This is a genomic window from Acinetobacter sp. ANC_7511 (genome assembly GCF_056779975.1).
Map to the genome: position 1 here is coordinate 86,410 of NZ_JBWYIY010000007.1, position 22,380 is coordinate 108,789.

Consider the following 22,380-nt stretch of genomic DNA (forward strand, 5'->3'; position numbering starts at 1 on the left):
GGGGCTTTTTGTCATAAAAAATTCATACAGACGACTTGTCAATGATATGCTTTCATTCAGTTTTGATTTTTAATTTCTGATGCAATGAAGAAGTTTGTACTCCTGATTTCCCTCTTATCTTTGATTGGCTTACAAGGCTGTCAACAGGTTGTAACCAAAGCTCAGCTTTCAAAATCAGTGTCTACTCCTTTGGTGGATGCTTCATCTCATATCATTAAAAATAAGCATAAGAAAACTGATGCTCCGAGTATTGCATTGGTGCTCGGGAGTGGGGGAGCGCGAGGTTATGCACACATTGGTGTCATTGAAGTTTTAGAGCAACGTGGAATCAAGCCTGATTTTATTGTTGGTACCAGCGCAGGGAGTATAGTCGGGTCAATATATGCCAGTGGAAAATCAGCAAAATCGTTACGTGAAGTTGCATTAAATATGCAAGTCAATGATGTACGTGATTTTAACATTGGTATTCAAGGCTTTTTTGATGGCGCTAAGGTTGAGAACTATGTCAATAAACAAGTGGACTTTATGCCCTTAGAACAGCTTCCTATTCCAATGTATGTGGTGGCAACAGAGTTAAAAAATGGAAATTTAACAGTATTTAACTATGGTAATACTGGGCAAGCAGTGAGAGCTTCTATCTCTATTCCAAGCATGTTTATTCCAGCTAAAATTGCTGATAAGGATTATGTTGATGGTGGTTTAGTGAGTCCTGTGCCAGTCAATGTGGCGAGAGAATTAGGGGCAGATATTGTCATTGCTGTTGATATTTTGGCCCAGCCAGAGCACACGGAAACCTCGAATGTGTGGGGGATGTTTAATCAAAATATAAATATTATGCAAAATAAGATCGCGTATAACGAGCTAAAAAATGCAGATATTGTGATACAGCCAGATCTAAGAGAAAAAGCACATATCTTTGATGTTAAGGGTCGTGAAAATACGATTCAAGCAGGTATGACTGCAGCATTGAATAAAGTTAGTTTATTGGATCAGATACGTCATCGGACGATAGGACAATATGATGCTCATCAGTATCCTGCCCATGATGATAGTAAAAGAGCTGTTTGTTTAAATTGCTAAATTGAATCAGATCTTAATTGTCTCATAAAATATATATAAAAAATAAGTAAAATCATTGTTATAAATTGAATGATTGTTATATTGGGGTCATAAAAATGAGGGTTAGTACTTTATCTAACCCTTAAAAAGATGAAATATAAATTAAGGTGTAGTGTGTCAGTTTTTCAAGTTGGTCAAATTGTTTATTTAGCGTCAAATTCAGATATTACATTCGAAATAATACGAATTAACAATGATGAAACCTATGAAATCCAAGTCAAGAATCAAGCATCGTTAAAGTTAAAATACGATAATATTTCTGCTGAGATGCTTCGTTTAGTCAAAGATGAATAAATTTTAAGCAAATTTATCATAGTTTCTGAGAGTGAATGATTTCCTCTGATACTTTTAAACTATCAAGTCTTGAAATTATTGGAGTTTGTTTCTGATTTAAACATTTTATAATCAAGAAAAAAGTTATAATAGTGTATTAAATCTCCTGTCATGATTGAGTTCTAATATTTATGTCCGAATTTAACCAAGCGTTACCGCTTGCAGATGATCAGTCTGAATTAACGATGTCTGTATTAATGACGCCGGATATGGCGAATTTCTCAGGTAATGTACATGGTGGAACAATTTTAAAGCTGCTTGACCAAGTTGCTTATGCGTGTGCAAGTCGATATTCAGGTTCTTATGTGGTAACTTTATCTGTTGATAAAGTGAACTTTAAAGAACCAATCCACGTGGGTGAGTTGGTGACTTTTTTAGCCAGTGTGAATCATGTGGGGCGTACCTCAATGGAAATTGGGATCCGCGTTGAAGCACAAAATATTCAAAAACGTACGGTACGACATACCAATAGTTGTTATTTCACAATGGTCGCTGTGGATGAGAATGGGAAACCAAAACAAATTCCACCGCTAAACCTAGATAATGACTGGAAACGCTGTCGTTTTGAAGCTGCTGAGCATCGTAAAATTGCTCGTTTGAATGAAAATCATCATCCTTCTTGCAGCATATATAAGAAATCGGTTTAAGAAAAAAGACTTCACATGGTGAAGTCTTTTTTTATGGATTTTGTAGCTTGGCGAGGGTATGCCCATCGACAATCATATACCAGTTGCCTTGTGCATCCTTGTAGGGTTGACGAGTGACAATAAATTTCGTGTTGATAGGACCTAAACCTGTTTCAAATCCAGTATCTGAAAACTGTTTAATTGGAGCTGAAACGGCGGTTTTTTTACTGAGCTGATTGTTACTATATTCTATACGACCATTAGCAGTAATATTCAATTGAACACGACTGTCCGCGCTAATCCAATGTCCTACATAATCCAGTTTATCCTCTGGTAAAGGTTTGGAACATGCAACCAACCATAGGCTGAGTATAGCGATCCCAAGAAATTTCTTCATTTTCATGTTACGTGCTTAGAACTAAATTGGCTTTTTGATTAAAATATGTGATTTATATATCATTTATATCGTTTTATAAGAATTATGTATATGTGTTTCTCGTAATTTATAGCGATTTATTCAACAAAAAATAGGCATAAAAAAAGTAGAGCTGTAGCAAAGCTCTACTTTTGATCAGATCAAGCCCTCGGGGGAAGGCTTGATCTAAAATTCAGTCATTTAATCTTTTTAGATTATTGAGCAGGTTGAGCTACAGGAGCTTCAGTACCTTCTTCAGCTGCTACTTCTGTACCTGGTTGAGCAGCTGTTGGTTGACCTGCAGCAGTAGTTTCAGCATTCACTGGTTGCTCTTGAGAAGAAATCAACACTTCCTGTTTTTTTTCATCTTTTGCTTCTGTTGCAGCAAATGTTGTGAAAGCTGTGAAGGCAAGTGTAGTTGCTAATAAAGTTTTAACTAAATTCATGAGTGGCATCCTTATTCAATTCAATAAATTGGAATTTAATTTCATATCTATTGCTTTCTGAGGAGAGAAGCCGATATGAAAATAAATCCACAACATCGCGTAAAATGATAAAAGTTGAATCACGTGTAATACGTTTAATGAATCAACGAAAATCATCCTAAGTCCAGAAGCTCAATTGGGCAATCAATGCAACAAAGGGAAACATGACAGTTAACGCATAGCCAACAAAGCAATGTGTTATGTAGTATTTTTGTCTCATTGGGAGGGGGTAAGTCTTAAAAAGTTGTCAAAAAATATGTCGTTCTGGTTAAAAAAACAGCTTTATTTTAACAAAGGCTTACAGAAACTAGGGGATTTTCTGGGGGTGAAAAATTGAAGTTTTAAATCAAAATGTTCGAAATGATCTGTGAAATAGATTTACATATTTTCAATTTTGATTCAACAGTTCACTCATCCTATTTAATTCCAATCATTTAGTCTTTTGAATTCATGCATTCATATAAATTATGAGGAAAATTATCCTAGACTTGTTTTTTAGATAAATTCCGACAAGAATTCGTACACCTCTTCAAATTCAGAGATCCATTTTGAAAGTACTTGCAACTCAGTCAGTGCCTACACATATCATTACAGGTTTTTTAGGTGCAGGGAAAACCACGCTTTTACAACAACTTCTCAAATTTAAACCTAAAAATGAGCGATGGGCTGTATTGATGAATGAGTTTGGTCAAATTGGCGTTGATCAACAGTTATTGCCAAATAATGATGGCTATGAAATCAAAGAGCTATTGGGTGGATGTCTGTGTTGTACAAGTCAATTGCCAATGCAAATTGCATTGTCTCGGTTATTACAAGAATCTCACCCAGATCGGCTATTTATAGAGCCGACAGGGTTGGGTCATCCTGCACAGTTGGTTGAACAACTGACTGAACCACATTGGCAACATCTAGTTGCGATGCGTTCTGTAGTGACCGTGATTGATGGATCTCGTTTACATGACTCTGATTGGATGAGGCAGAGTTTATATCAAGATCAGTTAAAAGCGGCTCAAGTTGTGGTTGTGTCTCATGCTTCGGACATGAATGACATGGATCGAAAAAAATTGGCTGGTTTAAAACAACAATATTTAGCTTATATTCCACATTGGCTTGAAGCTGATCAAGGCAATATTCGCTTAGAACAAATTGATTATCCTTATGTGGGAATTCAGCGTTCAATGCAACCCTTATTCAAGGTTCAGCGACAGTTCAAAGCTGAGGAGGAAATGCCAGCTGTAAAGCAACTTCCATATCATTACGTCGAACAGGCTCAAGGGTATATTGTGGCAGGATGGAAGCTTCCAAAACGTTGGCAGTTTGATTTTTATGAATTATTAGACATCCTTTGTGAGCTAAAACACTGGGTACGTATTAAAGGCATCTTCAATACCAACCAAGGTTGGATGACATTCAATTTTAATCCTGATCAATTCAATTACAAATCAGGCGAAGAGAATACTGATAATAGGATTGAAGTGATAACCCAGCAGAATCAAGATTGGGAGCATTTAGAGCAATCAATTCTTAAGGCGCGAATCGATGATCAATAAAATCGTTAGATCATTCAACTCAGAATACAGACGGATTGAAAAGCATTTTCTCAATGTACGCTGAATCGGGTATGCTTAGCACCAAATTTGAGGATACCCCTTATGGCGTTAAAAGCGACGATTTATAAAGCAGATTTAAACATAGCCAATATGGATGTTCATCAATATGGCGACTATCAGTTAACGATGGCTCTACATCCGTCGGAAACGATTGAACGTTTGATGGTTCGAGTATTGGCATATGCTCGTTTTGCAGATGAGCATTTAGAATTTACTAAAGATTTATTTGAAACTGATGAGCCAGCACTTTGGCAGAAAGATTTAACAGGTCAGTTAGAAAAATGGATTGAAGTGGGTAGTCCAGACGAAGATAAAGTAAAAAAAGCGAGTGCGCGTTGTAAGGAAGTTGCGGTGGTCACTTATGGATCATCAGTGGATGAATGGTATAAGCGCAACAGTAAATTGAAAACATTGAAAAATGTGCAAATCTGGCAACTCAGTGAAAAAACAACGGCACAAATCCAAGCATTGTGCGAACGTACAATGCAACTGCAATTGAATGTGATGGATGGCGAGTGGACATTGATTTCAGATCAAGGTCAAGCTGAGATTGAGTGGACTCAATTACAGTAAGCCACTAAGATTTTAACGATTAAATTTGGAGTAAGCACATGACGGCTGAATTAGAAATTATTGACTTGGTGGTAGGTGAAGGTAAAGAGGCTGTAAAAGGTGCTTTAATTACCACTCATTATACTGGTTGGTTGGAAGATGGTACGAAGTTTGATTCATCATTAGACCGTGGTAATTACTTTGAGACTGTGATTGGTACAGGTCGTGTCATTAAAGGCTGGGATCAAGGTATTATTGGAATGAAAGTGGGGGGTAAGCGTAAACTGATTGTGCCTGCACATTTGGCTTATGGTGAGCGTAAAATGGGGAATATTATCCCAGCCAATTCTAATCTAATCTTTGAAATTGAATTGTACGATGTGAAAACTCGCGATTAATTAAAGTCGATGAAAAGCCCTGCATTGCGGGGCTTTTTTATGTTACAACAATGCTGAGCGTGCAATAGATATAACAAAAAATTTCTAAAAAACGCACCGACTCAGCAGAATTAGGATTACTATTCAGAAAATTCATTCAAACAAAATTAGGGATATAAGCGCTGAATGTTTAAGTCATTTTTTCCGAACCCAAAGTGGTTTTTTCTCTCTGTCGTCTTGTGGTTTTTTATTAATCTCGCTTTATGGTTTTTTGCGGATGGAAAACAATGGGGCGAATATTTAGGTTTTCCTCAAGGTTATGCAGAAGCTGAACTTGCGATTAATATCAGTCGTTTTTGGTCACCACAATTTTTGTGGTTCTATCTATGGTTCTTGGTGGCGACCGCCTTATTTGCACTGTTTTGGAAAATAAAATCAGACAATCCGTGGCAGCGTTGGTCAGTATGGGGATCTGCATTTATCCTATTTAATATTTGGTTAACGGTACAAGTCAGCGTTGCTGTGAATGCATGGTATGTACCATTTTGGGATTCTATTCAACAGATTTTAAATTCTGGTGGTGGTGAGGTGGATAAACTCTATGCGGAATCATGGACTTTTATCAGCTTGGCCAGTATTTCAGTGACATCAGGCGTCATCAGCGCTTTCTTTACCAGTCACTATATTTTTAGATGGCGTACAGCAATGAACGAATACTATGTTCAGCATTGGGAGAAATTACGTCATATCGAAGGTGCTTCGCAACGTGTACAGGAAGACACCATGCGTTTTGCAACGATCGTTGAGGATTTAGGGGTCGAGTTAGTCCGTGCAGTACTGATGTTAATTGCCTTTCTTCCTTTATTATTTGCATTGTCTGCGAAAGTGCCTGTTCTACCGTTTATTGGTGAGTTGCAATATTCTTTAGTATGGGCTGCGATTGGATGGGCGGTATTTGGTACTGTCTTATTAATGGTGGTGGGTATGAAACTGCCAGGATTAGAATTTAATAATCAAAAAGTGGAAGCGGCATATCGTAAAGAGTTGGTATACGGCGAAGACCATGAAAATCGTGCGCAACCTGCAACCTTAAAACAACTTTTTAAGAATATTCGTGCTAACTATTTTAAATTGTATTTCCATTATGCCTATTTCAACTTGTTTGCACGTTGGTATGGACAACTGGATAATCTCTATATGTTATTTGTGTTGTTCCCCGCGATTGCAGCAGGCCTGTTGACACTGGGATTGATCCAACAAATTATGGGTGTATTCAATCGTGTTCGTGAGTCATTCCAATACTTGGTGAGTTCTTGGAAAACGATTATTGAGCTACTTTCTATCCGTAAACGTCTAAAAGCATTTGAATCTATTTTGGATAAGTAGTGCCCATCATGGATTTAAATTATTAAAAAAAGGCTCGTATAGACGAGCCTTTTTTATGTCTGAGTGAGAACTTAGAGCGTGCTGAAAATATTTTTTAGAATCTTACAAAACCACTTACGTGCGTCTAAGTCATCCTTATGGTTATACCAGTTAACACTGACATTGAATGGGCGAACTTCAAAAGGGAGTTCAAAAATTTGGATATCCGTATGCTGCTGATAAACCTTCGCGGCTCTCGAAGGCAAAGTAACCAGAAGTTCTGAGTGTTTTACCACGTTCTGCAAAACACTGAAATGTGGGACTTCAAGCATGATCTGACGAGAATGACCAAGTTCTTTTAAACGCTGATCAATTTCAATATGACCAGTACTCGATTTGATCGCAACATGTTTTTCCGATAAATACGCGTCCATGCTGAGCTTTTGCTGTATGCGCGGATGCTCTTTTTTAGCGATACAGACATAACGTTCCTCAAACAAATTTCGAGATTCAATTTTGGGCATAATGGTGTGACTGCTATTAAAAACAGCCACATCCAAAAAGCCTTCAACCAGCCATTCCTCTACTTTTTCTGAGTGAATTTCCTCAATTTCAAGTTTGATATTGGGCGCATGTTGTTCTAAATATTCAATCAGCGAGGGAAGTAAACAAATTTCTCCTAAATCAGAAATGCCTAAACGAAATACTTTTGAAGAGGTTAGCGGGTCGAAATGCTTGGCAGAATCAATTGCCATATCAATTTTAACAATTGCTTCGTAGAAACTTGGATAAAGACTTTGTGCAAGCTTTGTGGGTTTAACACCAAACTTGTCACGTACAAAAAGCTGATCATTCAGCATTTTCCGCAGTCGATTTAAATTATAGGTGACAGAAGGTTGGCTGAGATTCAAGCGCTCTGCGGCGTGACTGATATTTTGAGTTTGATAAATAATAATAAAAACTTTAATCAGACTTAAATCGATCAACTTTACATTCCTTGTAAATATTTAGAGACAGTCGCTATATCGAATAACCACTGTAACAAAAAAAGAGAGAGTTAACTCTCTCTTTTATTTTTAATGACTTAGATGTTATTGATGAATCATTTACTCATAAGCCACGTTTTTAACGCCGTTTGCTGCGCCTGCAATTTTTTTATTGCGGAGATGGATCGCAGTCACACTGATCACTGCAATCATACAAGGGATAGATAAGGCAATGAAATTATATTGCACTGGCAAATTAAGGCTAAGTAACCATCCACATAAGATTGGACCCAAAATTGCGCCTAAACGACCTACGCCAAGTGCCATACCTAGACCTGTCGCACGTATGTTAGATGAATAATACTGTGACATATAAGCCAACAATAAAATTTGTCCGCCAATCGATGCTGCACCTGCGACTGCTACACAGAAGTAAAGCACCATGGTTGGCAAGTTATAGCTTAACAAGAATAGGGAAATTGCGCCGCTAATAAACAAGGTGCAAAGAACTTTAGGTAAACTGAATTTATCAGCAAAAAAACCACCAAAGATTGCACCCAGCATACCACCAATATTGAGCGCAAATAGGAACACTAAACTGGTTGATAGGTTGTAGCCAGCTTCCATCATCAGTTTAGGTAACCAGTTACCAAGTGCATATACCAATACCAATGCCATAAATACGCTTGCCCAGAATAGAACAGTGGTTACTCCACGACTTTCAGTAAATAAGTCTTTCACTGGTGATTTAGACGACTCTTGGTTTTCTTGATGCAGACTAATGCGCATATCAGCAGGAATTCTTAGATTTGTGTCAATTTGTTCTAAGATGTGAGCAGCTTCTTTATGCTTATTTTGACGAACCAAGTAATCGATGGATTCAGGCAATAACTTCCAAATGATTGGCAATAGAATGAGTGGAATACCTGCAATCATAAACATGATTTTCCAGCCAAATTGCGGTACTAGCCACATGCCTAAAATGGCAGAACACATTCCGCCTACAGCGTAACCACTAAACATCAATGACACTAAGGTGGAGCGTAAACGCTTAGGCGCATACTCTGTCATTAGTGTAATAACGTTCGGCATCACGCCACCAAGACCTAAGCCAGCAATAAAGCGATAGATCCCGAACTCTTGAGGATTGCTCGCTAGTCCACACATCACGGTAAAACCACTAAAAATGACAATACAAACTGCAATCAGTTTTTTACGGCTAAAGCCATATTTTTCAAGTTTGTCACTCATACTGCCAAAAATGATGGCTCCAAACATCATGCCAAAGAGGGCAAGACTTCCTAAGAAGCCCGCCGTCATTGGATCGATTGCCCATTCTTGCATGAGTTTAGGCAATGCCACACCGTAGATGACTAAGTCATAGCCATCAAAAATAATAATCAATGCACTGAGTAAGATGACTCGCCAGTGAATGGCTTTGAGTTTGGCATGATCAATAATTTCATTTGCATTTAACGTATTCATGGAGACCTCCCTGGTCAATGAATCGGTTGATAACAGTCCTGTTAATGTTTTTGCTTATTTATATGGCTTCAGCCACGAGATGTTTCTCTATTGCTTGGCCTAAGCGTTGTTGTGCAAGTTCAACGTCTTTCTCTAAATCGTGTTGCCATAACCAATCAAAACGGTGTGCCAAATGTTGACCTACACTGTCAAAGTCTGGATACAGGGGTGAATATAATTCGTAAATCTCACCAGATTCTCTTGACGTGTTTTGTACACGGATGGCACGCTCTTTGCGCAGTTGCTCATAGACATGAGAGAGTTGTGCAAGATCTTCAGTGCAAATTTGCGCAGGGTGTTGTTCCAGATGTTTGAATAATGCAGAAAGAATTAAAGCATCTTCAAGACCTTGACCAGCACCAGCACCTTGGTGTGGCAACATCGCATGTGCTGCATCACCAATCAGAATGACATTGTGTTCACTGTTCTGATAGGTCTTAAGTGGCTCAATCTCATGAAGCGCCCAGATGGTAGGTTTTTCAATCAAGTTCAGTAATTCGCGACAGCTCTCACTCCAATCCGCAAAATCAGCCAGCATTTCAGTTTTGGTTGTTGGTCGTGTCCAAGGAGTCCCTTCTGGCAGAGTTGTATTCTTGCGATCTGACTTAAAGGCAACAATATTGATTTCTTCACCTTTACGAATAGGGAAAGTTAAGATGTGTTTGTCTTTCCCCAATAACATTTGTGGGACATCTGCAAGTTCAGGATCGTGTCCAAGTTCTGCAATGACCTGTTTAAAATCTAAATATTTGATAATGCCGCGATAAGCCCATGTTCCTGAAAATTGAGGATCAACCTTTGGAAGTTGATGGGATGCCAATACATGATCACGCACAACAGAATGGATACCATCACAACCAATCACGTAATCTGCTTCAACCACTTCACCATCTTGGAAAGTTAAACGAACACCAGCGCTTGAAGCTTCAACAGATTGTACACGTTTATTGAAATGTGCATTTTGTGTAGGAACGAATGGAATAAGTGCATCTAGAAAATCAGCACGATGCACTGAAGATTGACCGACTTGAGGTGCGATTGAAGCCGATAGGTATTCATCGGTATAGCCATTACGCCATTGGAACCAGATATCTTGATAAGGCGCAGCAACTGTATCCGCAATGGCGTGATATTCTTCACCCAAGCCTAGAAGCTCAATTGCTTTAACAGCATTGGCACCAAATGAAATGCCTGCACCAATTTCTGAAAATTGTGCTGCTGACTCATATAAATGCACATCAAATTTTTTATTTTTTACCAGGTTGGTCATTAAAGCTAATCCAGCAATACCACCACCAATGAGCGCAATCTTAATTCTTCTTTCCATGATTCAATTCCGAGTTTTTTGCCCTGAATAAGATCATTACTGATTTTTAACTACTTATCCAATTTATATATTTTGGTGAAAACTATTTAAAAAATTGATAGTTTGAAATTCACGCCTATTTCCACTGGTTTTGAAGCTTTATTGTCAATATATGATCATTGATGTGCGTGATTTAGCAAATTTACTACCTAAATTTTCATGTGCTTACTTGTTTTACAGTGTATCTGTAGGGAAATGCGTTCAGGATGTGATACAACAAAAAAATAATGACAACGATGAAAATTGAGTTTAAGTGATGACATTAAAAATGAATAAAACTGCTTTACGTACACTGTGTGCATCGGCTTTGATCATGGGCGTATCGACATTTTCGAATGCGGGACCCGCTGTAGATCAATTGAGTGATTGTTTGGTCAAGTCGACGACCGCTGCTGATAAAACAACAGTACTACAGTGGACATATTCAGCATTGTCTACTCATCCTGATTTAAAAGGCTTTAGTAATGTCAGTGCTGAACAACGTACGGCATTGGATCAAAAGTTAGCGCAAGTCTTGCAACGTGTGATCGTAGAACAATGTTCAACACAGACCAAAGCGGTGATTCAAGCTGAGGGTATTCAAGCTGTTGGTGAAAGTTTCCAAGCACTGGGTCGTAGTGCAGGCGAAGAAATCATTAAAAATCCTGAAGTGAATAATCAGCTAAAAGGGGTGGTGCGTTATATTGATTTAAATAAATTGGTGACAACATTCCTTACCCCTGATATTTGGAACAAGCTTGGGATCACTCGTTAATCTCGAATTTCAATCAATCGTAACAATATACATAATTTAGCGATTGATGAATGTAGGGTAGAGCGACTCAATATCATAATTCAAACTAGAGAAAAGGCAGGATGATATCCTGCCTTTTCACATTGTACGCATAGAAATTATTTGAATAGCAGCACACTTTTACCTTGCGTATGACCCTCTAAAATGTCTCGATAGGCTTGCTGTGCTTCTGTAAAAGGATATTCACGACTGACTGTCCAATTGAAGGTGTTATTTGCAACGCCTTCGACCACATGTTTTAAATTGGAAACATTACGTTTAACCCAGACCGCTTGAATTTTAGCGGATGACAGTTTGCGTCCTGCAATCGTGCCCATAAATCCGCCATTTTTCACTGTTGACAATGAGGCTTGAGTGGCATCCTCGTTACCTGCCATATCAATCGAAGCATCAAATTGATCTGGATGGGCTTGTTTCAGACGCTCAATTAAACCTTCGCCGTACACGACAGGAATCGCCCCTAAACTGCGGATATAGTCTTGATTTTTTGCTGATGCTGTTGCCACAACTGTAATGCCACGACTCACTGCCAATTGAATGGTGATTGAACCCACACCACCTGACCCACCGTGTACCAATAAGCTTTGCATTGGACCAATTTCATCTAAAATGGTCATGGCAGTTTGAGCTGCTCCTGCAATCGAGCCTGCAATCGACCATTCTAGATTTTTCGGTTTTTTAACTAAATTTGCGATAGGCACATCAATCACTGTGGCATGGGTAAATGCTCCACCAGAACCCAACACTTCGTCACCGATTTTCCATACACTGTTTTCAGGTACTTCTACGATTACTCCAGCAAATTCAGTTCCAAAGGTTTGTGGAAGTTGCGCATGTTTGAATTCGCCTGTCATGCGACGTGCATCAATGGGGTTGATGCCTGAAGCTTTGACTTGGATGCGTGCTATGTCAGGGTTTAATGGTGGGAGTGTGTAGTCTGTAAATTCAAGGACTTCGGGTTGTCCGTAGCTTTGGGCGTTGAGTACTGTTGATTTCATGATTTGTTTCATTCTTATTGATGATGAAATCAGTATAGAAGAGTGAAAGTAAGTAAATGAAGATCGAAAAATAGAACAGTGTTTTCTGATGTTTAGATGTTTTATTTTAAAAGATGCCTCTCCTTTACGAACCTCAAAAATATATTTTGAGGATTCTCATCACTTGCGCTTCGATTTAAAAGCAATGCTTTAAATCTTGCTCAGGAGAGGGAACGTCCAATATTAAATTCATGTTGTTATATGATTCGCAACGATTTCTCCGTCTCCCTTTGGGATGAGAAGCATTGCTTCGCAAGGGGGTGAGGGCTTTAGTCACACATAAAAAAAGACTTTGAAAATTGGATATGTCCTAAGTCTTCGAGTTTGGCGATAGAAGATACTTTTTTGATGGTCATCTTATTTAATAAACAGTTCTTTGTGCTAGATTGCGTTGTAGATTTAAAGGGGGGAATAAATGAGTTATTTTTCTATAGATGAATCAGTTGAAAACATTAAAAACCCATATACTAAAGAATTGTTTAAAGAAGTTTACTCTTCCTATGCAATGGGAAACTATAGGTCTGCTACCGTGATGCTGTGGTCTGTTGTTGTAACGGATCTTGTCCATAAATTGAAAGAGTTGGATAGTGTTTATAATGATCCAAAAGCAGCACAAGTTCTTCAATATATTCAAGCTGAGCAGACTAAAGATCCTAAGTCGTCTAAGTGGGAGTCTGAAATTGTCGATAAGTTTCATAAGGAAATAAACTTTTTTGAAACTTTTGAAGTTGCTAATTTAGAACATTTACAAAAAATGAGGCATGTCTCAGCTCATCCTGTTATTACTTCAATAGACTTATTGCATTCTCCAACAAAGGAAACCGTTTATAGTTTAATAAGAAATGCTTTAGAAAGCGTATTTACGAAAGAGGCTTTATTTTCGTCTAAAATTATTGATGTTGTGTTTAAAGATTTAAATACTATTAGAGATACTTTAGTTAGTTATGAGCAAAGAGATCGTTACTTTTCTCATAAATTCCTTTCAAAAATGCCTAATGCTGTATTGTTCAAGTTTTTGAAGACATTATGGAAGTTTCTTTTTAGAGTAGATAATTCGGAAACAAGGCTCAATAAGGAAATTAATTTAGATATTTTAAATTGTATAATTAATAGAAAAGAACAGATTTTTATAGAGTTTTTAATTAAAGAAAAAGATTTTATTTCTGACCTTCAGTTAGAAGATAATTTAAAAGAAACTCTACTTAATTTTTTATTGAAGAATAGATGGTGTTTTGAATATTTTAGTGATAACTCTATTCAAACGATAACAACAATCATTGAGACAAGTGATAGTAAATTTCAATTAATCAAGTTTAAACGTATTGTTGATTACATAGATTTTTTAATTAAAAGTTCAAAAAACTATTCATTATCAAACTTTAATATTATTGAAGATGAAGCTGGTGAATATAGTTGTAAAGATAAATTCTATGACTACTGTATTGAGGGGTATTGTTTTTCAGTGTCATTTGATTCAGCTAATGAGAGGTTTGATCAATTAATCCGTCCTTATTACGAAAATTTTAGTTTTCAACAATTAAAAAACTTATCTAATAAGATTAATCACAATTCTCAGTGTTATGACCGCAGCCGTGCTAAAAGGGATCATAAATTAATTATTGAAAAAATATTAGAAAATGATCCCGATTATGATTTTACAGGTTTATATGGATTTATAGATGGAAATGAATCGCTTATATCTTCAACTTAGCATCAAAAAACCCGCTTTCGCGGGTTTTTTTTCAAAACTGATAAGATCAACCAATCAATTTCTTCATCAATTCATTCACTTGTGCAGGGTTGGCTTTACCTTTCGCTGCTTTCATCACTTGACCCACAAGACCGTTAAAGGCTTTCTCTTTACCAGATTTATACTCTTCAACCATCTTCTCGTTGGCAGCAAGCACGTCCTTAATAATTGCTTCAATTGCGCCTGTATCAGTTTCCTGTTTTAAGCCTTTTTCCGCAATAATCTCGTCCGCAGTTTTGCCTTCTTCCCACATAAAGCCGAATACTTGCTTGGCAATCTTACCGTTAATTGTGTTGTCCACAATACGCGCAATCATACCGCCAAGTTTTTCTGCAGATACAGGAGAGTCCGCCAATTCTAAGCCCGCTTTGTTTAAAGCACCTGAGAATTCACCCATCACCCAGTTCGCTGCAATTTTACCTTGTGCAGCACCGCCCGCAGCCTTAACAACTTCTTCATAAAACTCTGACATTTCACGCGTAAGCGTAAGAACGTGCGCATCGTACTCAGTTACACCAAAGTCCGCCACAAAACGCGCACGACGTGCAGCAGGAAGCTCAGGCATAGCCGCTTTAATCGCTTCGATTTGCTCATCTGCAATGATCACAGGCAACAAGTCTGGGTCAGGGAAGTAGCGGTAATCGTTCGCTTCTTCTTTAGAACGCATTGAACGCGTTTCCATTTTCACAGGGTCGAACAAACGAGTTTCTTGGTCGATGGTGCCATCCCATTCCAAGATTTCCATTTGACGTTCAATTTCAACATTGATCGCTTGTTCAATGAAACGGAATGAGTTGAGGTTTTTAAGCTCACAACGTGTACCGAAAGGTTGACCCGGACGGCGTAAAGACACGTTACAGTCGGCACGGAAAGAACCTTCTGCCATGTTACCATCAGAAATACCTAACCAACGCACAAGGGTGTGAATCGCTTTAATATAAGCAACCGCTTCTTCTACAGAGCGCATATCAGGTTCAGATACAATCTCAAGAAGTGGTGTGCCTGCACGGTTTAAATCGATACCTGACATGCCTTCAAATTGGTCATGGATTGATTTACCTGCATCTTCCTCTAAATGTGCACGAGTCACGCCAATGCGTTTAGTCGTACCATCTTCAAGTTGGATGTCGATATGACCCAAGCCAACAATCGGGTTGTCCATTTGGCTGATTTGGTAGCCTTTTGGAGAGTCAGGGTAGAAGTAGTTTTTACGTGCAAATACAGATGCTTGGTCGATGTACGCATCGATACCCAAACCAAAGCGAATGGCAAGATCAACCACTTCTTTGTTCAATACAGGCAGTACGCCCGGCATTGCCAAATCAACAAGGCTCGCTTGTGTATTTGGGTCTTGACCAAATTCAGTTGAAGAACCTGAGAAGATTTTAGATTTAGTCGCAAGTTGAGTGTGAATCTCAATACCAATAACGACTTCCCAACCATCAATCAAATTTGACTTAGGTTTTGCATTGTTCTTCGCCATTATGCATTCTCCTCAGCAATTGCAGCGCGTTTGGTGTGCCAATCAGTTGCTTGTTGGTATTGGTGCACCACAGACAACAATTGAGATTCTGACCAGTAGTTACCAATCAACTGTAAGCCAACAGGTAAATTATTTTGATCAAAACCAACAGGCGCGTTAATCGCAGGAAGACCTGCAAGGTTGACCGCGATGGTATAGATATCGCCCAAGTACATTTCAACTGGAGAAAGGTTTGCACCAATCTTATACGCCGTTGTCGGCGCAGAAGGAGCAGCAATCACATCAACAGACTCGAATGCTTTTAAGAAATCTTGTTGGATTAAACGACGTACTTTTTGTGCTTTGACATAGTACGCATCGTAATAACCTGCAGACAGCGCATAAGTACCAATCAAAATACGGCGTTGAACTTCAGCACCAAAACCTTCAGAGCGAGAACGTTTATATAAGTCCATGATGTCTTTTGGATCTTCACAGCGGTAGCCATAACGTACGCCGTCAAAACGTGACAAGTTAGAAGATGCTTCAGCAGGGGCAATCAGGTAATAGGTTGGAACATATGCCTCAGTCATGTTGAGGTCAATTTCAACAAGCGTTGCGCCCATCTCTTCCAATTTTTTTAGAGATTCTTCAACACGAGCTTTAACGTCAGCAGCTAAACCTTCAACATTAAAGTACTGTTTTGGAATACCAATGCGTAATCCTTTTATCGATGTGCCGTTCAAGTTTGCAACGTAGTCATCAGCATCTTTTTGTACAGAGGTTGAATCTTTTGCGTCATGACCTGCCATCACGTTCATAAGGTACGCACAGTCTTCTGCCGAACGTGCCATTGGACCGCCTTGGTCAAGTGATGATGCATAGGCAATCATACCGAAACGTGATACACGACCATAGGTTGGTTTTAAGCCTGTAAGGCCACAGAACGATGCAGGTTGACGAATTGAACCACCTGTATCTGTACCAGTCGCAAACGGTGCAAGGTCAGCTGCAACTGCCGCAGCAGAACCGCCTGAAGAACCACCCGGAACACGGTCAAGCGCCCAAGGGTTCGCCGTTGCACCAAAGTAAGATGACTCTGATGTAGAACCCATGGCAAATTCGTCCATGTTCAGTTTACCTAAAGTCACTAGGCCCACAGCTTTACCTTTCGCTACAACGGTTGCGTCGTACGGAGAGATAAAGTTGTCTAGCATTTTAGAACCAGCCGTGGTTTTAATGCCTTGCGTACAGAAAATATCTTTATGTGCAATAGGTAAACCAGTCAAAGTGGTTGCTGTACCTGCTTTGATCGCTGCATCAGCTGCATCAGCTTGAGCCAATGCTTGTTCAGCAGTCACAGTAACATAAGATTTGACTTGCGCATCAATTTTTTCAATACGGTTTAAATAATGTTGCGTCAATTCACGTGAAGAGAATTTAGCGGTTGCTAAACCATCGATAAGTTCACGAACCGATAAGCGATGTAAATCTGTCATGAGAAAAATTCTTAACTAAAATTTAAATAGGGCAAAACTGAACAATTATTCAATTACACGTGGAACAAGATACAAACCGTCTTGCACAGCTGGTGCAACGGCTTGATAGTCATCACGATGGTTTTGTTCAGACACAGCGTCTTCACGTAATGGCTGCGGATGGTCAAATGGGCTCTTTAATGGCTCAACACCTTCGGTATCAATGCCTTTCAAGGTTTCCATCATTCCTAAAATTTTATTCAAACTTTGAGCATATTCAGCAGATTGAGTGTCATCCAAAGACAAGCGTGCTAAGTGTGCAATGCTTGAAACGGTTTGTGCATTTAAATCTGCAGATTGCTGAGCATCTGATGCTGACATGCTGTCTCACCTAATCAGTAATAAAAATATTCAAAATATCATGCGTTATAATAAGCGATTGACTTGTCCAAAGCATCACATTTAGTTAAAGTTGCCATCTTACGTCTATATAACGTTGAACTGAGAACGACCCGTGATTCTAAAACGACTAATTGGCTTGTTTTCGCCAGATCTAGCCATAGATTTAGGCACCGCTAATACACTAATTTATGCGCCAGGACGGGGCATTATATTAAATGAACCGACTGTTGTGGCAATTCGTCACAGTGGTTCACAAAAAATAGTTGCCGCTGTTGGCTTGGATGCTAAGCAAATGCTTGGTCGTACCCCTGCGAATATTTCTGCAATTCGTCCAATGAAAGATGGCGTGATTGCGGATTTCGAAGTCACTGAGACCATGTTAAACCAATTTATTGGTAAAGTGCATGAAAAGCGTCTTTTCCCACCAGCGCCGCGTGTTGTGGTGTGTGTGCCATGTAAATCAACTTTGGTTGAGCGTCGTGCGATTCGTGAGGCTGTATTCAATGCAGGTGCACGTGATGTACGTTTAATCGAAGAACCAATGGCAGCAGCGATTGGTGCAGGCATGCCAGTTGAGCAAGCGTGTGGTTCGATGGTCGTAGACGTGGGTGGTGGTACAACTGAAATTGCAATCATTTCATTGCAAGGTTGTGTCTATGCAGACTCATTACGCATTGGTGGTGATGTATTTGACGAACAAATTATTCATTATGTTCGTAAAGCACACGGTTGCGTCATTGGTGAAACGACAGCTGAAACCATCAAAAAAGAAGTGGGTATGGCACTTCCGGATGAAGATGGCAAAGTGCTAGAAATCGAAGTTCGTGGTCGTAACTTGGCGGAAGGTGTTCCTCGCGCGATTACGGTGACTTCTGATGAAATTACTCAAGCAATCACTGATCCATTGCAAAGCATTGTCTCTGCAGTGAAATCTGCGCTTGAACAAACACCTCCTGAGTTGTCATCAGATATCGCGGAGCGCGGTATTGTATTGACTGGTGGTGGTGCGTTATTACGTAACTTAGACAAGTTATTGTCACAAGAAACAGGTTTGCCAGTAGTAGTTGCTGAAGATCCACTTTCTTGCGTAACACGTGGTGGTGGTAAAGTCTTAGAACTCTTTGACAACCCGAACCATGACATGCTGTTTGTTGGTTAATTTTCTGTAATTTAATTTAAGGACGAGGCGGTGCAACCGAATCTGTTTTCAAGACAACCGCCATCTTTTCGCTCTTTCATCATTGCAGTCATCGTGTGTTTGTTCGTGTTAATGTTTAATTGGCGTGCTCCACACTTGATTCAACCAGCAAGAGATGTCTTGTACGCGGCATACAATCCCATTTATGCCATTGCAAGTTATCCCGTTTTATCGAAAGAATGGCTCAGTCAACAAACCAAGTCTGAAGCGCAATTGCGTCGTGAGAATACTGCGATGCAGGCAGAGCTGCTTCAGGCTCAGGTTCGCCTTCAAAAACTCTCAGAACTCTCCGCTGAAAATACGCGCTTACGTGGATTATTGGATACGCCTTTGATCATTGACGGTCGTATGGAAATCTCTGAGGTGATCGGCACAGATGCTGATCCATTACGTCATATCATTATCATTAACCGCGGTGCTGCGAGCCAACTGCGTGTCGGGCAAACGGTGTTGGATGATAACGGTATCATGGGGCAGATCATCAATGTTTATCCGCACAGTAGCCGTGTCATGTTATTGTCTGATAAAGAACACTCCCTATCAGTACGTCTTGAAAACTCTGGCATGCGTGCCATTGTGTCAGGCACTGGTGATTTAGGTCGTCTGAAAATGGAATATGTACCGACCAGCGCTAACGTCAAAGTCGGGGACAAGGTGTATAGTTCAGGTTTAGGACAACATTTTCCTGCGGGTTATTTGGTCGGAACAGTGTCCAAAGTTAAGCGTGAAAATACCGGTGAGTTTGCGCAGATAGACGTGAAACCTGCAGCTCAGTTGGCCGGTGGACACCATGTAGTGGTACTGTTCTCAGACTCATTAGCCATGGAGCAACCTCATGCTCAGCGCTAAAAAAATATCATCAGTTAAAACACGTGATCCACTATGGATCATCGTGCTTTCAATCATTATTGGTTCAGTCTTGGTGGTGTATCCGCTGTCTTATTCATTGGCAGGATGGCGGCCGCTGATCATGCTGATGATTACGATGTATTGGATCTTGCTTCAACCGACATGGTGTGGTGTTTGGTTTGCTTTTGCAGTCGGATTATTTACCGATTTACTGCTTGATGCACCCCTTGGATTACATGCGTTAAGCTTCGTTTTACTAACATTTAGCATCCGTTGGTTTGTGCGTGAACGCCGTTTAATGACGTTTGGAAATACTTGGGCAATCGCTAGTGTTGCTATATTGGCACATTTGATTTACGTCCTTTTTGCACAAATTATTTCCGATATGCAATTTTCGATAACTCGTCATTGGCAGCCACTAATGAGCAGTATTTTAACTTGGCCCATCTTGTATTATTTGCTTAGAAAATGGCGAATTTAATCCTGGCGTCGAGCTCGCCTCGGCGTAAAGAACTGCTTGCACAGCTTGGACTTAAATTTGATATTTTTAGTCCAGAAATCGATGAGTCTGTACATGATGGTGAGCAAGCACATGATTATGTTCGACGTTTGGCAGAACAAAAAGCTCAGGTTGTTTTAGCACAATTTCCAGATGCGGTGGTCATTGCTGCAGATACAAGCCTCAGTTTAGATGGGCAAATTATTGGCAAACCTGACTCGAAGCAACATGCGTTTGAAATTTGGCAATCCTTGTCAGGACGTCAGCATGAAGTCCTCAGTGGCGTTTGTGTGTCTTCACAACATAAAACAATAATTACAGTAGTGAGCACAAAGGTTGATTTTCAATCACTCAGTCATCATGATATGGAAGAATATTGGTCAACTGGGGAACCTGTAGGAAAAGCAGGGGCTTACGCAATACAAGGAATCGCCGCAAAGTTCGTTCCTCGTATTGAAGGTAGCTACACCAATGTGGTGGGTTTGCCTTTACATGAAACATCACAGTTACTGAATCAAATATTGAAAAATGGTTAAGGCACTAAATTAACCTTTTAAAAAATTTTTATAATGTTTTGAGTGTTTTTTATGTCTGACGAGTTGTTGATTAACGTCACCCCAATGGAGTGTCGGGTGGCGTTAGTTGAAAATGGGACGGTCAACGAACTATTTGTTGAACGCAACGCTAAACGTGGTTTAGTCGGGAATATTTATAAAGCCAAAGTTGTACGTGTATTGCCTGGTATGCAAGCGGCATTTGTAGACATTGGCTTATCTCGTACTGCTTTTTTACATATCAATGACATGATTTGGCCTCGTAATCAACCGACGCCAAATGTATTTGATCTTCTGCAACCGGGTCAGATTCTGACAGTGCAGGTGATGAAAGATATGTTAGGCACAAAAGGTGCGCGTCTAAGTACTGATCTTTCCATTCCTTCTCGCTATTTGGTGATGATGCCTTATGGACATCATACTGGCGTGTCTCAGCGAATCGAATCAGAAGAAGAGCGTGATCGTTTACGTTCGATCATTGAGCGGATTCAAGCTGAACATAAGTTACCTGGTTCTGTCATTGTCCGAACTGCAGCAGAGGGGATCGAAGAGGCCGCTATTGCGCAAGATATGGCGTATTTGGCAAAACTTTGGGAATTTATTCAGCGCAAACAAAAAAGTGTCGTGGTTCCATCTCTTATTTTTGAAGAGCTACCACTTCCTCAACGTATCATCCGTGATCTGGCAAATGAAGATACGGTAAAAATTCAAGTCGATTCAAGAGAAGTGTTTGGCAAGCTACAAGAGTTTGTGGCTGAGTTTGTACCAAATATGGTTGATCGTCTGAAACATTACCCTGGTGAGTGTCCGATATTCGACTTATACAATGTTGAAACAGATATTCAAAAAGCACTGCAAACACGTGTTGCTTTAAAGTCTGGTGGTTATCTGATGATTGATCAGACGGAGGCCATGACCACTATTGACGTCAATACAGGCTCATATGTAGGTGGACGCTCTCTTGAGGACACCGTCTTTAAGACCAACATGGAAGCGACACAAGTCATTGTGCGTCAACTCAGACTGCGCAACTTAGGTGGAATTATCATTATTGACTTCATTGATATGCAAGAGGCCTCACACCGTGATGAAGTGCTTAAGCAATTTGAAAAAGTCTTAGAACGTGACCATGCAAAAACTAAAATCACCCAAGTGTCTGAGCTTGGCTTGGTAGAAATGACGCGTAAACGGACGCGTGAATCACTTGAGCATTTGTTATGTGAGTCTTGTCCGACGTGTCAGGGACGTGGTTATGTGAAAAGTGCCGAGACTGTTTGTTACGAAATCTTTCGAGAGATCTTAAGATATGCTCGAGATTTTGAGTCTCAGACTGACTTTACTGTCGTTGCGCATCCATCGGTTGTGGATCGATTATTAACCGTAGAAGCTGCGGCCGTCTCTGATTTAGAGCATTTTGTGAAACGTGTCATTAAGTTCCAAGTCGAAAATTTATACACGCAAGAGCAATACGATATCATTTTGAATTGAAATTGTAACAGGATATCGTTAAACACTTGTTACAACTGAGATTTTACATTCGATCTCGATTTCTCAATACTTAAGAAATCAAATCGAATAGCCAAAGACAGCGATGTTGTCT

Annotated in this window: 23 protein-coding genes; 14 read left to right on the top strand and 9 right to left on the bottom strand. The window is 39.6% G+C overall.

Features of this window, described 5'->3' with window-relative positions:
- Window positions 1-84: 84 nt before the first annotated feature.
- The 3 genes from AC1M9L_RS06270 to AC1M9L_RS06280 all read left to right on the top strand — a co-directional run bounded on the left by AC1M9L_RS06270 (window position 85) and on the right by AC1M9L_RS06280 (window position 2,099).
- Entirely contained in the window at window positions 85-1,080 is a 996-nt protein-coding gene (locus tag AC1M9L_RS06270) for a patatin-like phospholipase family protein (protein ID WP_481591627.1), read from the top strand.
- A gap of 153 nt (window positions 1,081-1,233) precedes the next feature.
- Window positions 1,234-1,413 (top strand): hypothetical protein, encoded by a 180-nt coding sequence (locus tag AC1M9L_RS06275; protein WP_481591628.1) that lies wholly within the window; start codon window positions 1,234-1,236, stop codon window positions 1,411-1,413.
- Between the two features lie 170 nt (window positions 1,414-1,583).
- Window positions 1,584-2,099, top strand: coding sequence for an acyl-CoA thioesterase (locus AC1M9L_RS06280; RefSeq protein WP_179998589.1), 516 nt, complete (start codon window positions 1,584-1,586; stop codon window positions 2,097-2,099).
- Window positions 2,100-2,130: 31 nt separating this feature from the next.
- Here the strand turns inward: AC1M9L_RS06280 and AC1M9L_RS06285 are convergent, their stop codons facing one another.
- Both AC1M9L_RS06285 and AC1M9L_RS06290 read right to left on the bottom strand, forming a co-directional pair.
- Window positions 2,131-2,481, bottom strand: coding sequence for a hypothetical protein (locus AC1M9L_RS06285; RefSeq protein ID WP_228133271.1), 351 nt, complete (start codon window positions 2,479-2,481; stop codon window positions 2,131-2,133).
- Window positions 2,482-2,708: 227 nt separating this feature from the next.
- Window positions 2,709-2,939: a hypothetical protein gene (locus AC1M9L_RS06290; protein WP_481591629.1), complete on the bottom strand. Its 231-nt coding sequence runs from the start codon at window positions 2,937-2,939 to the stop codon at window positions 2,709-2,711.
- Between the two features lie 587 nt (window positions 2,940-3,526).
- On the opposite strand from AC1M9L_RS06290, the gene AC1M9L_RS06295 reads away from it, so the two are divergent.
- The 4 genes from AC1M9L_RS06295 to sbmA all read left to right on the top strand — a co-directional run bounded on the left by AC1M9L_RS06295 (window position 3,527) and on the right by sbmA (window position 6,903).
- A complete protein-coding gene (locus AC1M9L_RS06295) occupies window positions 3,527-4,528 on the top strand; it encodes a CobW family GTP-binding protein (RefSeq protein WP_481591630.1) in 1,002 nt (333 codons plus the stop codon).
- Window positions 4,529-4,630: 102 nt separating this feature from the next.
- Window positions 4,631-5,161, top strand: a complete 531-nt coding sequence (locus AC1M9L_RS06300; protein WP_035268360.1) for a YaeQ family protein — start codon at window positions 4,631-4,633, stop codon at window positions 5,159-5,161.
- Window positions 5,162-5,199: 38 nt separating this feature from the next.
- Window positions 5,200-5,538 carry an FKBP-type peptidyl-prolyl cis-trans isomerase gene (locus AC1M9L_RS06305; RefSeq protein WP_035268363.1) on the top strand — a complete coding sequence of 113 codons (339 nt, stop codon included), beginning with the start codon at window positions 5,200-5,202 and terminating at the stop codon, window positions 5,536-5,538.
- Window positions 5,539-5,703: 165 nt separating this feature from the next.
- On the top strand, window positions 5,704-6,903 hold the full coding sequence (gene sbmA / locus AC1M9L_RS06310) for a peptide antibiotic transporter SbmA (protein ID WP_481589098.1): 1,200 nt from the start codon (window positions 5,704-5,706) through the stop codon (window positions 6,901-6,903).
- Between the two features lie 71 nt (window positions 6,904-6,974).
- On the opposite strand, the gene AC1M9L_RS06315 is transcribed toward sbmA, so the two are convergent.
- The 3 genes from AC1M9L_RS06315 to salA form a co-directional block, all read right to left on the bottom strand.
- Window positions 6,975-7,865, bottom strand: coding sequence for a LysR family transcriptional regulator (locus tag AC1M9L_RS06315; RefSeq protein WP_481591665.1), 891 nt, complete (start codon window positions 7,863-7,865; stop codon window positions 6,975-6,977).
- Between the two features lie 123 nt (window positions 7,866-7,988).
- Complete coding sequence (locus tag AC1M9L_RS06320; protein ID WP_481591631.1) at window positions 7,989-9,353, bottom strand: aromatic acid/H+ symport family MFS transporter; 1,365 nt, start codon at window positions 9,351-9,353, stop codon at window positions 7,989-7,991.
- A 58-nt stretch (window positions 9,354-9,411) separates the two neighbouring features.
- The gene (gene salA, locus AC1M9L_RS06325) at window positions 9,412-10,719 is read right to left on the bottom strand and encodes a salicylate 1-monooxygenase (protein ID WP_481591632.1); all 1,308 of its coding nucleotides are present in this window, start codon (window positions 10,717-10,719) and stop codon (window positions 9,412-9,414) included.
- Window positions 10,720-11,026: 307 nt separating this feature from the next.
- On the opposite strand from salA, the gene AC1M9L_RS06330 reads away from it, so the two are divergent.
- Window positions 11,027-11,512 (top strand): hypothetical protein, encoded by a 486-nt coding sequence (locus AC1M9L_RS06330; protein ID WP_257227585.1) that lies wholly within the window; start codon window positions 11,027-11,029, stop codon window positions 11,510-11,512.
- 137 nt (window positions 11,513-11,649) lie between these two features.
- Here the strand turns inward: AC1M9L_RS06330 and AC1M9L_RS06335 are convergent, their stop codons facing one another.
- Window positions 11,650-12,549 (bottom strand): NADP-dependent oxidoreductase, encoded by a 900-nt coding sequence (locus tag AC1M9L_RS06335; RefSeq protein ID WP_481591633.1) that lies wholly within the window; start codon window positions 12,547-12,549, stop codon window positions 11,650-11,652.
- 454 nt (window positions 12,550-13,003) lie between these two features.
- On the opposite strand from AC1M9L_RS06335, the gene AC1M9L_RS06340 reads away from it, so the two are divergent.
- Window positions 13,004-14,299 carry a hypothetical protein gene (locus AC1M9L_RS06340; RefSeq protein ID WP_481591634.1) on the top strand — a complete coding sequence of 432 codons (1,296 nt, stop codon included), beginning with the start codon at window positions 13,004-13,006 and terminating at the stop codon, window positions 14,297-14,299.
- Between the two features lie 46 nt (window positions 14,300-14,345).
- Here AC1M9L_RS06340 and gatB read toward each other — a convergent pair whose 3' ends face one another.
- Genes gatB through gatC form a run of 3 tightly spaced genes read right to left on the bottom strand, consistent with a single transcriptional unit; the run spans window position 14,346 to window position 17,659 of the window.
- Entirely contained in the window at window positions 14,346-15,821 is a 1,476-nt protein-coding gene (gene gatB / locus AC1M9L_RS06345; protein WP_481591635.1) for an Asp-tRNA(Asn)/Glu-tRNA(Gln) amidotransferase subunit GatB, read from the bottom strand.
- A complete protein-coding gene (gatA, locus tag AC1M9L_RS06350; RefSeq protein WP_481591636.1) occupies window positions 15,821-17,299 on the bottom strand; it encodes an Asp-tRNA(Asn)/Glu-tRNA(Gln) amidotransferase subunit GatA in 1,479 nt (492 codons plus the stop codon). Before gatA ends, gatB begins: the two co-directional genes overlap by 1 nt.
- Window positions 17,300-17,344: 45 nt before the next feature.
- Window positions 17,345-17,659, bottom strand: a complete 315-nt coding sequence (gene gatC, locus AC1M9L_RS06355; RefSeq protein ID WP_035269791.1) for an Asp-tRNA(Asn)/Glu-tRNA(Gln) amidotransferase subunit GatC — start codon at window positions 17,657-17,659, stop codon at window positions 17,345-17,347.
- Window positions 17,660-17,792: 133 nt separating this feature from the next.
- Between gatC and AC1M9L_RS06360 the strand changes: the two genes are divergently transcribed.
- From AC1M9L_RS06360 to rng, 5 genes are read left to right on the top strand one after another with little or no spacing between them, the layout of a single operon-like run.
- Window positions 17,793-18,839, top strand: coding sequence for a rod shape-determining protein (locus AC1M9L_RS06360; protein ID WP_035269793.1), 1,047 nt, complete (start codon window positions 17,793-17,795; stop codon window positions 18,837-18,839).
- A 30-nt stretch (window positions 18,840-18,869) separates the two neighbouring features.
- Window positions 18,870-19,727: a rod shape-determining protein MreC gene (mreC, locus tag AC1M9L_RS06365; protein ID WP_035269796.1), complete on the top strand. Its 858-nt coding sequence runs from the start codon at window positions 18,870-18,872 to the stop codon at window positions 19,725-19,727.
- On the top strand, window positions 19,714-20,208 hold the full coding sequence (gene mreD, locus AC1M9L_RS06370; RefSeq protein WP_481591637.1) for a rod shape-determining protein MreD: 495 nt from the start codon (window positions 19,714-19,716) through the stop codon (window positions 20,206-20,208). Before mreC ends, mreD begins: the two co-directional genes overlap by 14 nt.
- Window positions 20,196-20,762 carry a Maf family nucleotide pyrophosphatase gene (locus AC1M9L_RS06375; RefSeq protein WP_481591638.1) on the top strand — a complete coding sequence of 189 codons (567 nt, stop codon included), beginning with the start codon at window positions 20,196-20,198 and terminating at the stop codon, window positions 20,760-20,762. The genes mreD and AC1M9L_RS06375 overlap by 13 nt, the downstream gene beginning before the upstream one ends.
- Window positions 20,763-20,813: 51 nt before the next feature.
- Window positions 20,814-22,268: a ribonuclease G gene (rng, locus tag AC1M9L_RS06380; RefSeq protein ID WP_035269804.1), complete on the top strand. Its 1,455-nt coding sequence runs from the start codon at window positions 20,814-20,816 to the stop codon at window positions 22,266-22,268.
- Window positions 22,269-22,380 lie beyond the last annotated feature (112 nt).

What these genes read in the sequence shown, in the direction of transcription:
- AC1M9L_RS06270 (WP_481591627.1), top strand. Translation starts at nt 85, where the DNA reads ATGAAGAAGTTTGTACTCCTGATTTCCCTCTTATCTTTGATTGGCTTA.
- AC1M9L_RS06280 (WP_179998589.1), top strand. Translation starts at nt 1,584, where the DNA reads ATGTCCGAATTTAACCAAGCGTTACCGCTTGCAGATGATCAGTCTGAA.
- AC1M9L_RS06285 (WP_228133271.1), bottom strand. Translation starts at nt 2,481, where the DNA reads ATGAAAATGAAGAAATTTCTTGGGATCGCTATACTCAGCCTATGGTTG.
- AC1M9L_RS06290 (WP_481591629.1), bottom strand. Translation starts at nt 2,939, where the DNA reads ATGAATTTAGTTAAAACTTTATTAGCAACTACACTTGCCTTCACAGCT.
- AC1M9L_RS06300 (WP_035268360.1), top strand. Translation starts at nt 4,631, where the DNA reads ATGGCGTTAAAAGCGACGATTTATAAAGCAGATTTAAACATAGCCAAT.
- AC1M9L_RS06305 (WP_035268363.1), top strand. Translation starts at nt 5,200, where the DNA reads ATGACGGCTGAATTAGAAATTATTGACTTGGTGGTAGGTGAAGGTAAA.
- sbmA (WP_481589098.1), top strand. Translation starts at nt 5,704, where the DNA reads ATGTTTAAGTCATTTTTTCCGAACCCAAAGTGGTTTTTTCTCTCTGTC.
- AC1M9L_RS06320 (WP_481591631.1), bottom strand. Translation starts at nt 9,353, where the DNA reads ATGAATACGTTAAATGCAAATGAAATTATTGATCATGCCAAACTCAAA.
- salA (WP_481591632.1), bottom strand. Translation starts at nt 10,719, where the DNA reads ATGGAAAGAAGAATTAAGATTGCGCTCATTGGTGGTGGTATTGCTGGA.
- AC1M9L_RS06330 (WP_257227585.1), top strand. Translation starts at nt 11,027, where the DNA reads ATGAATAAAACTGCTTTACGTACACTGTGTGCATCGGCTTTGATCATG.
- AC1M9L_RS06335 (WP_481591633.1), bottom strand. Translation starts at nt 12,549, where the DNA reads ATGAAATCAACAGTACTCAACGCCCAAAGCTACGGACAACCCGAAGTC.
- AC1M9L_RS06340 (WP_481591634.1), top strand. Translation starts at nt 13,004, where the DNA reads ATGAGTTATTTTTCTATAGATGAATCAGTTGAAAACATTAAAAACCCA.
- gatB (WP_481591635.1), bottom strand. Translation starts at nt 15,821, where the DNA reads ATGGCGAAGAACAATGCAAAACCTAAGTCAAATTTGATTGATGGTTGG.
- gatA (WP_481591636.1), bottom strand. Translation starts at nt 17,299, where the DNA reads ATGACAGATTTACATCGCTTATCGGTTCGTGAACTTATCGATGGTTTA.
- gatC (WP_035269791.1), bottom strand. Translation starts at nt 17,659, where the DNA reads ATGTCAGCATCAGATGCTCAGCAATCTGCAGATTTAAATGCACAAACC.
- mreD (WP_481591637.1), top strand. Translation starts at nt 19,714, where the DNA reads ATGCTCAGCGCTAAAAAAATATCATCAGTTAAAACACGTGATCCACTA.
- AC1M9L_RS06375 (WP_481591638.1), top strand. Translation starts at nt 20,196, where the DNA reads ATGGCGAATTTAATCCTGGCGTCGAGCTCGCCTCGGCGTAAAGAACTG.
- rng (WP_035269804.1), top strand. Translation starts at nt 20,814, where the DNA reads ATGTCTGACGAGTTGTTGATTAACGTCACCCCAATGGAGTGTCGGGTG.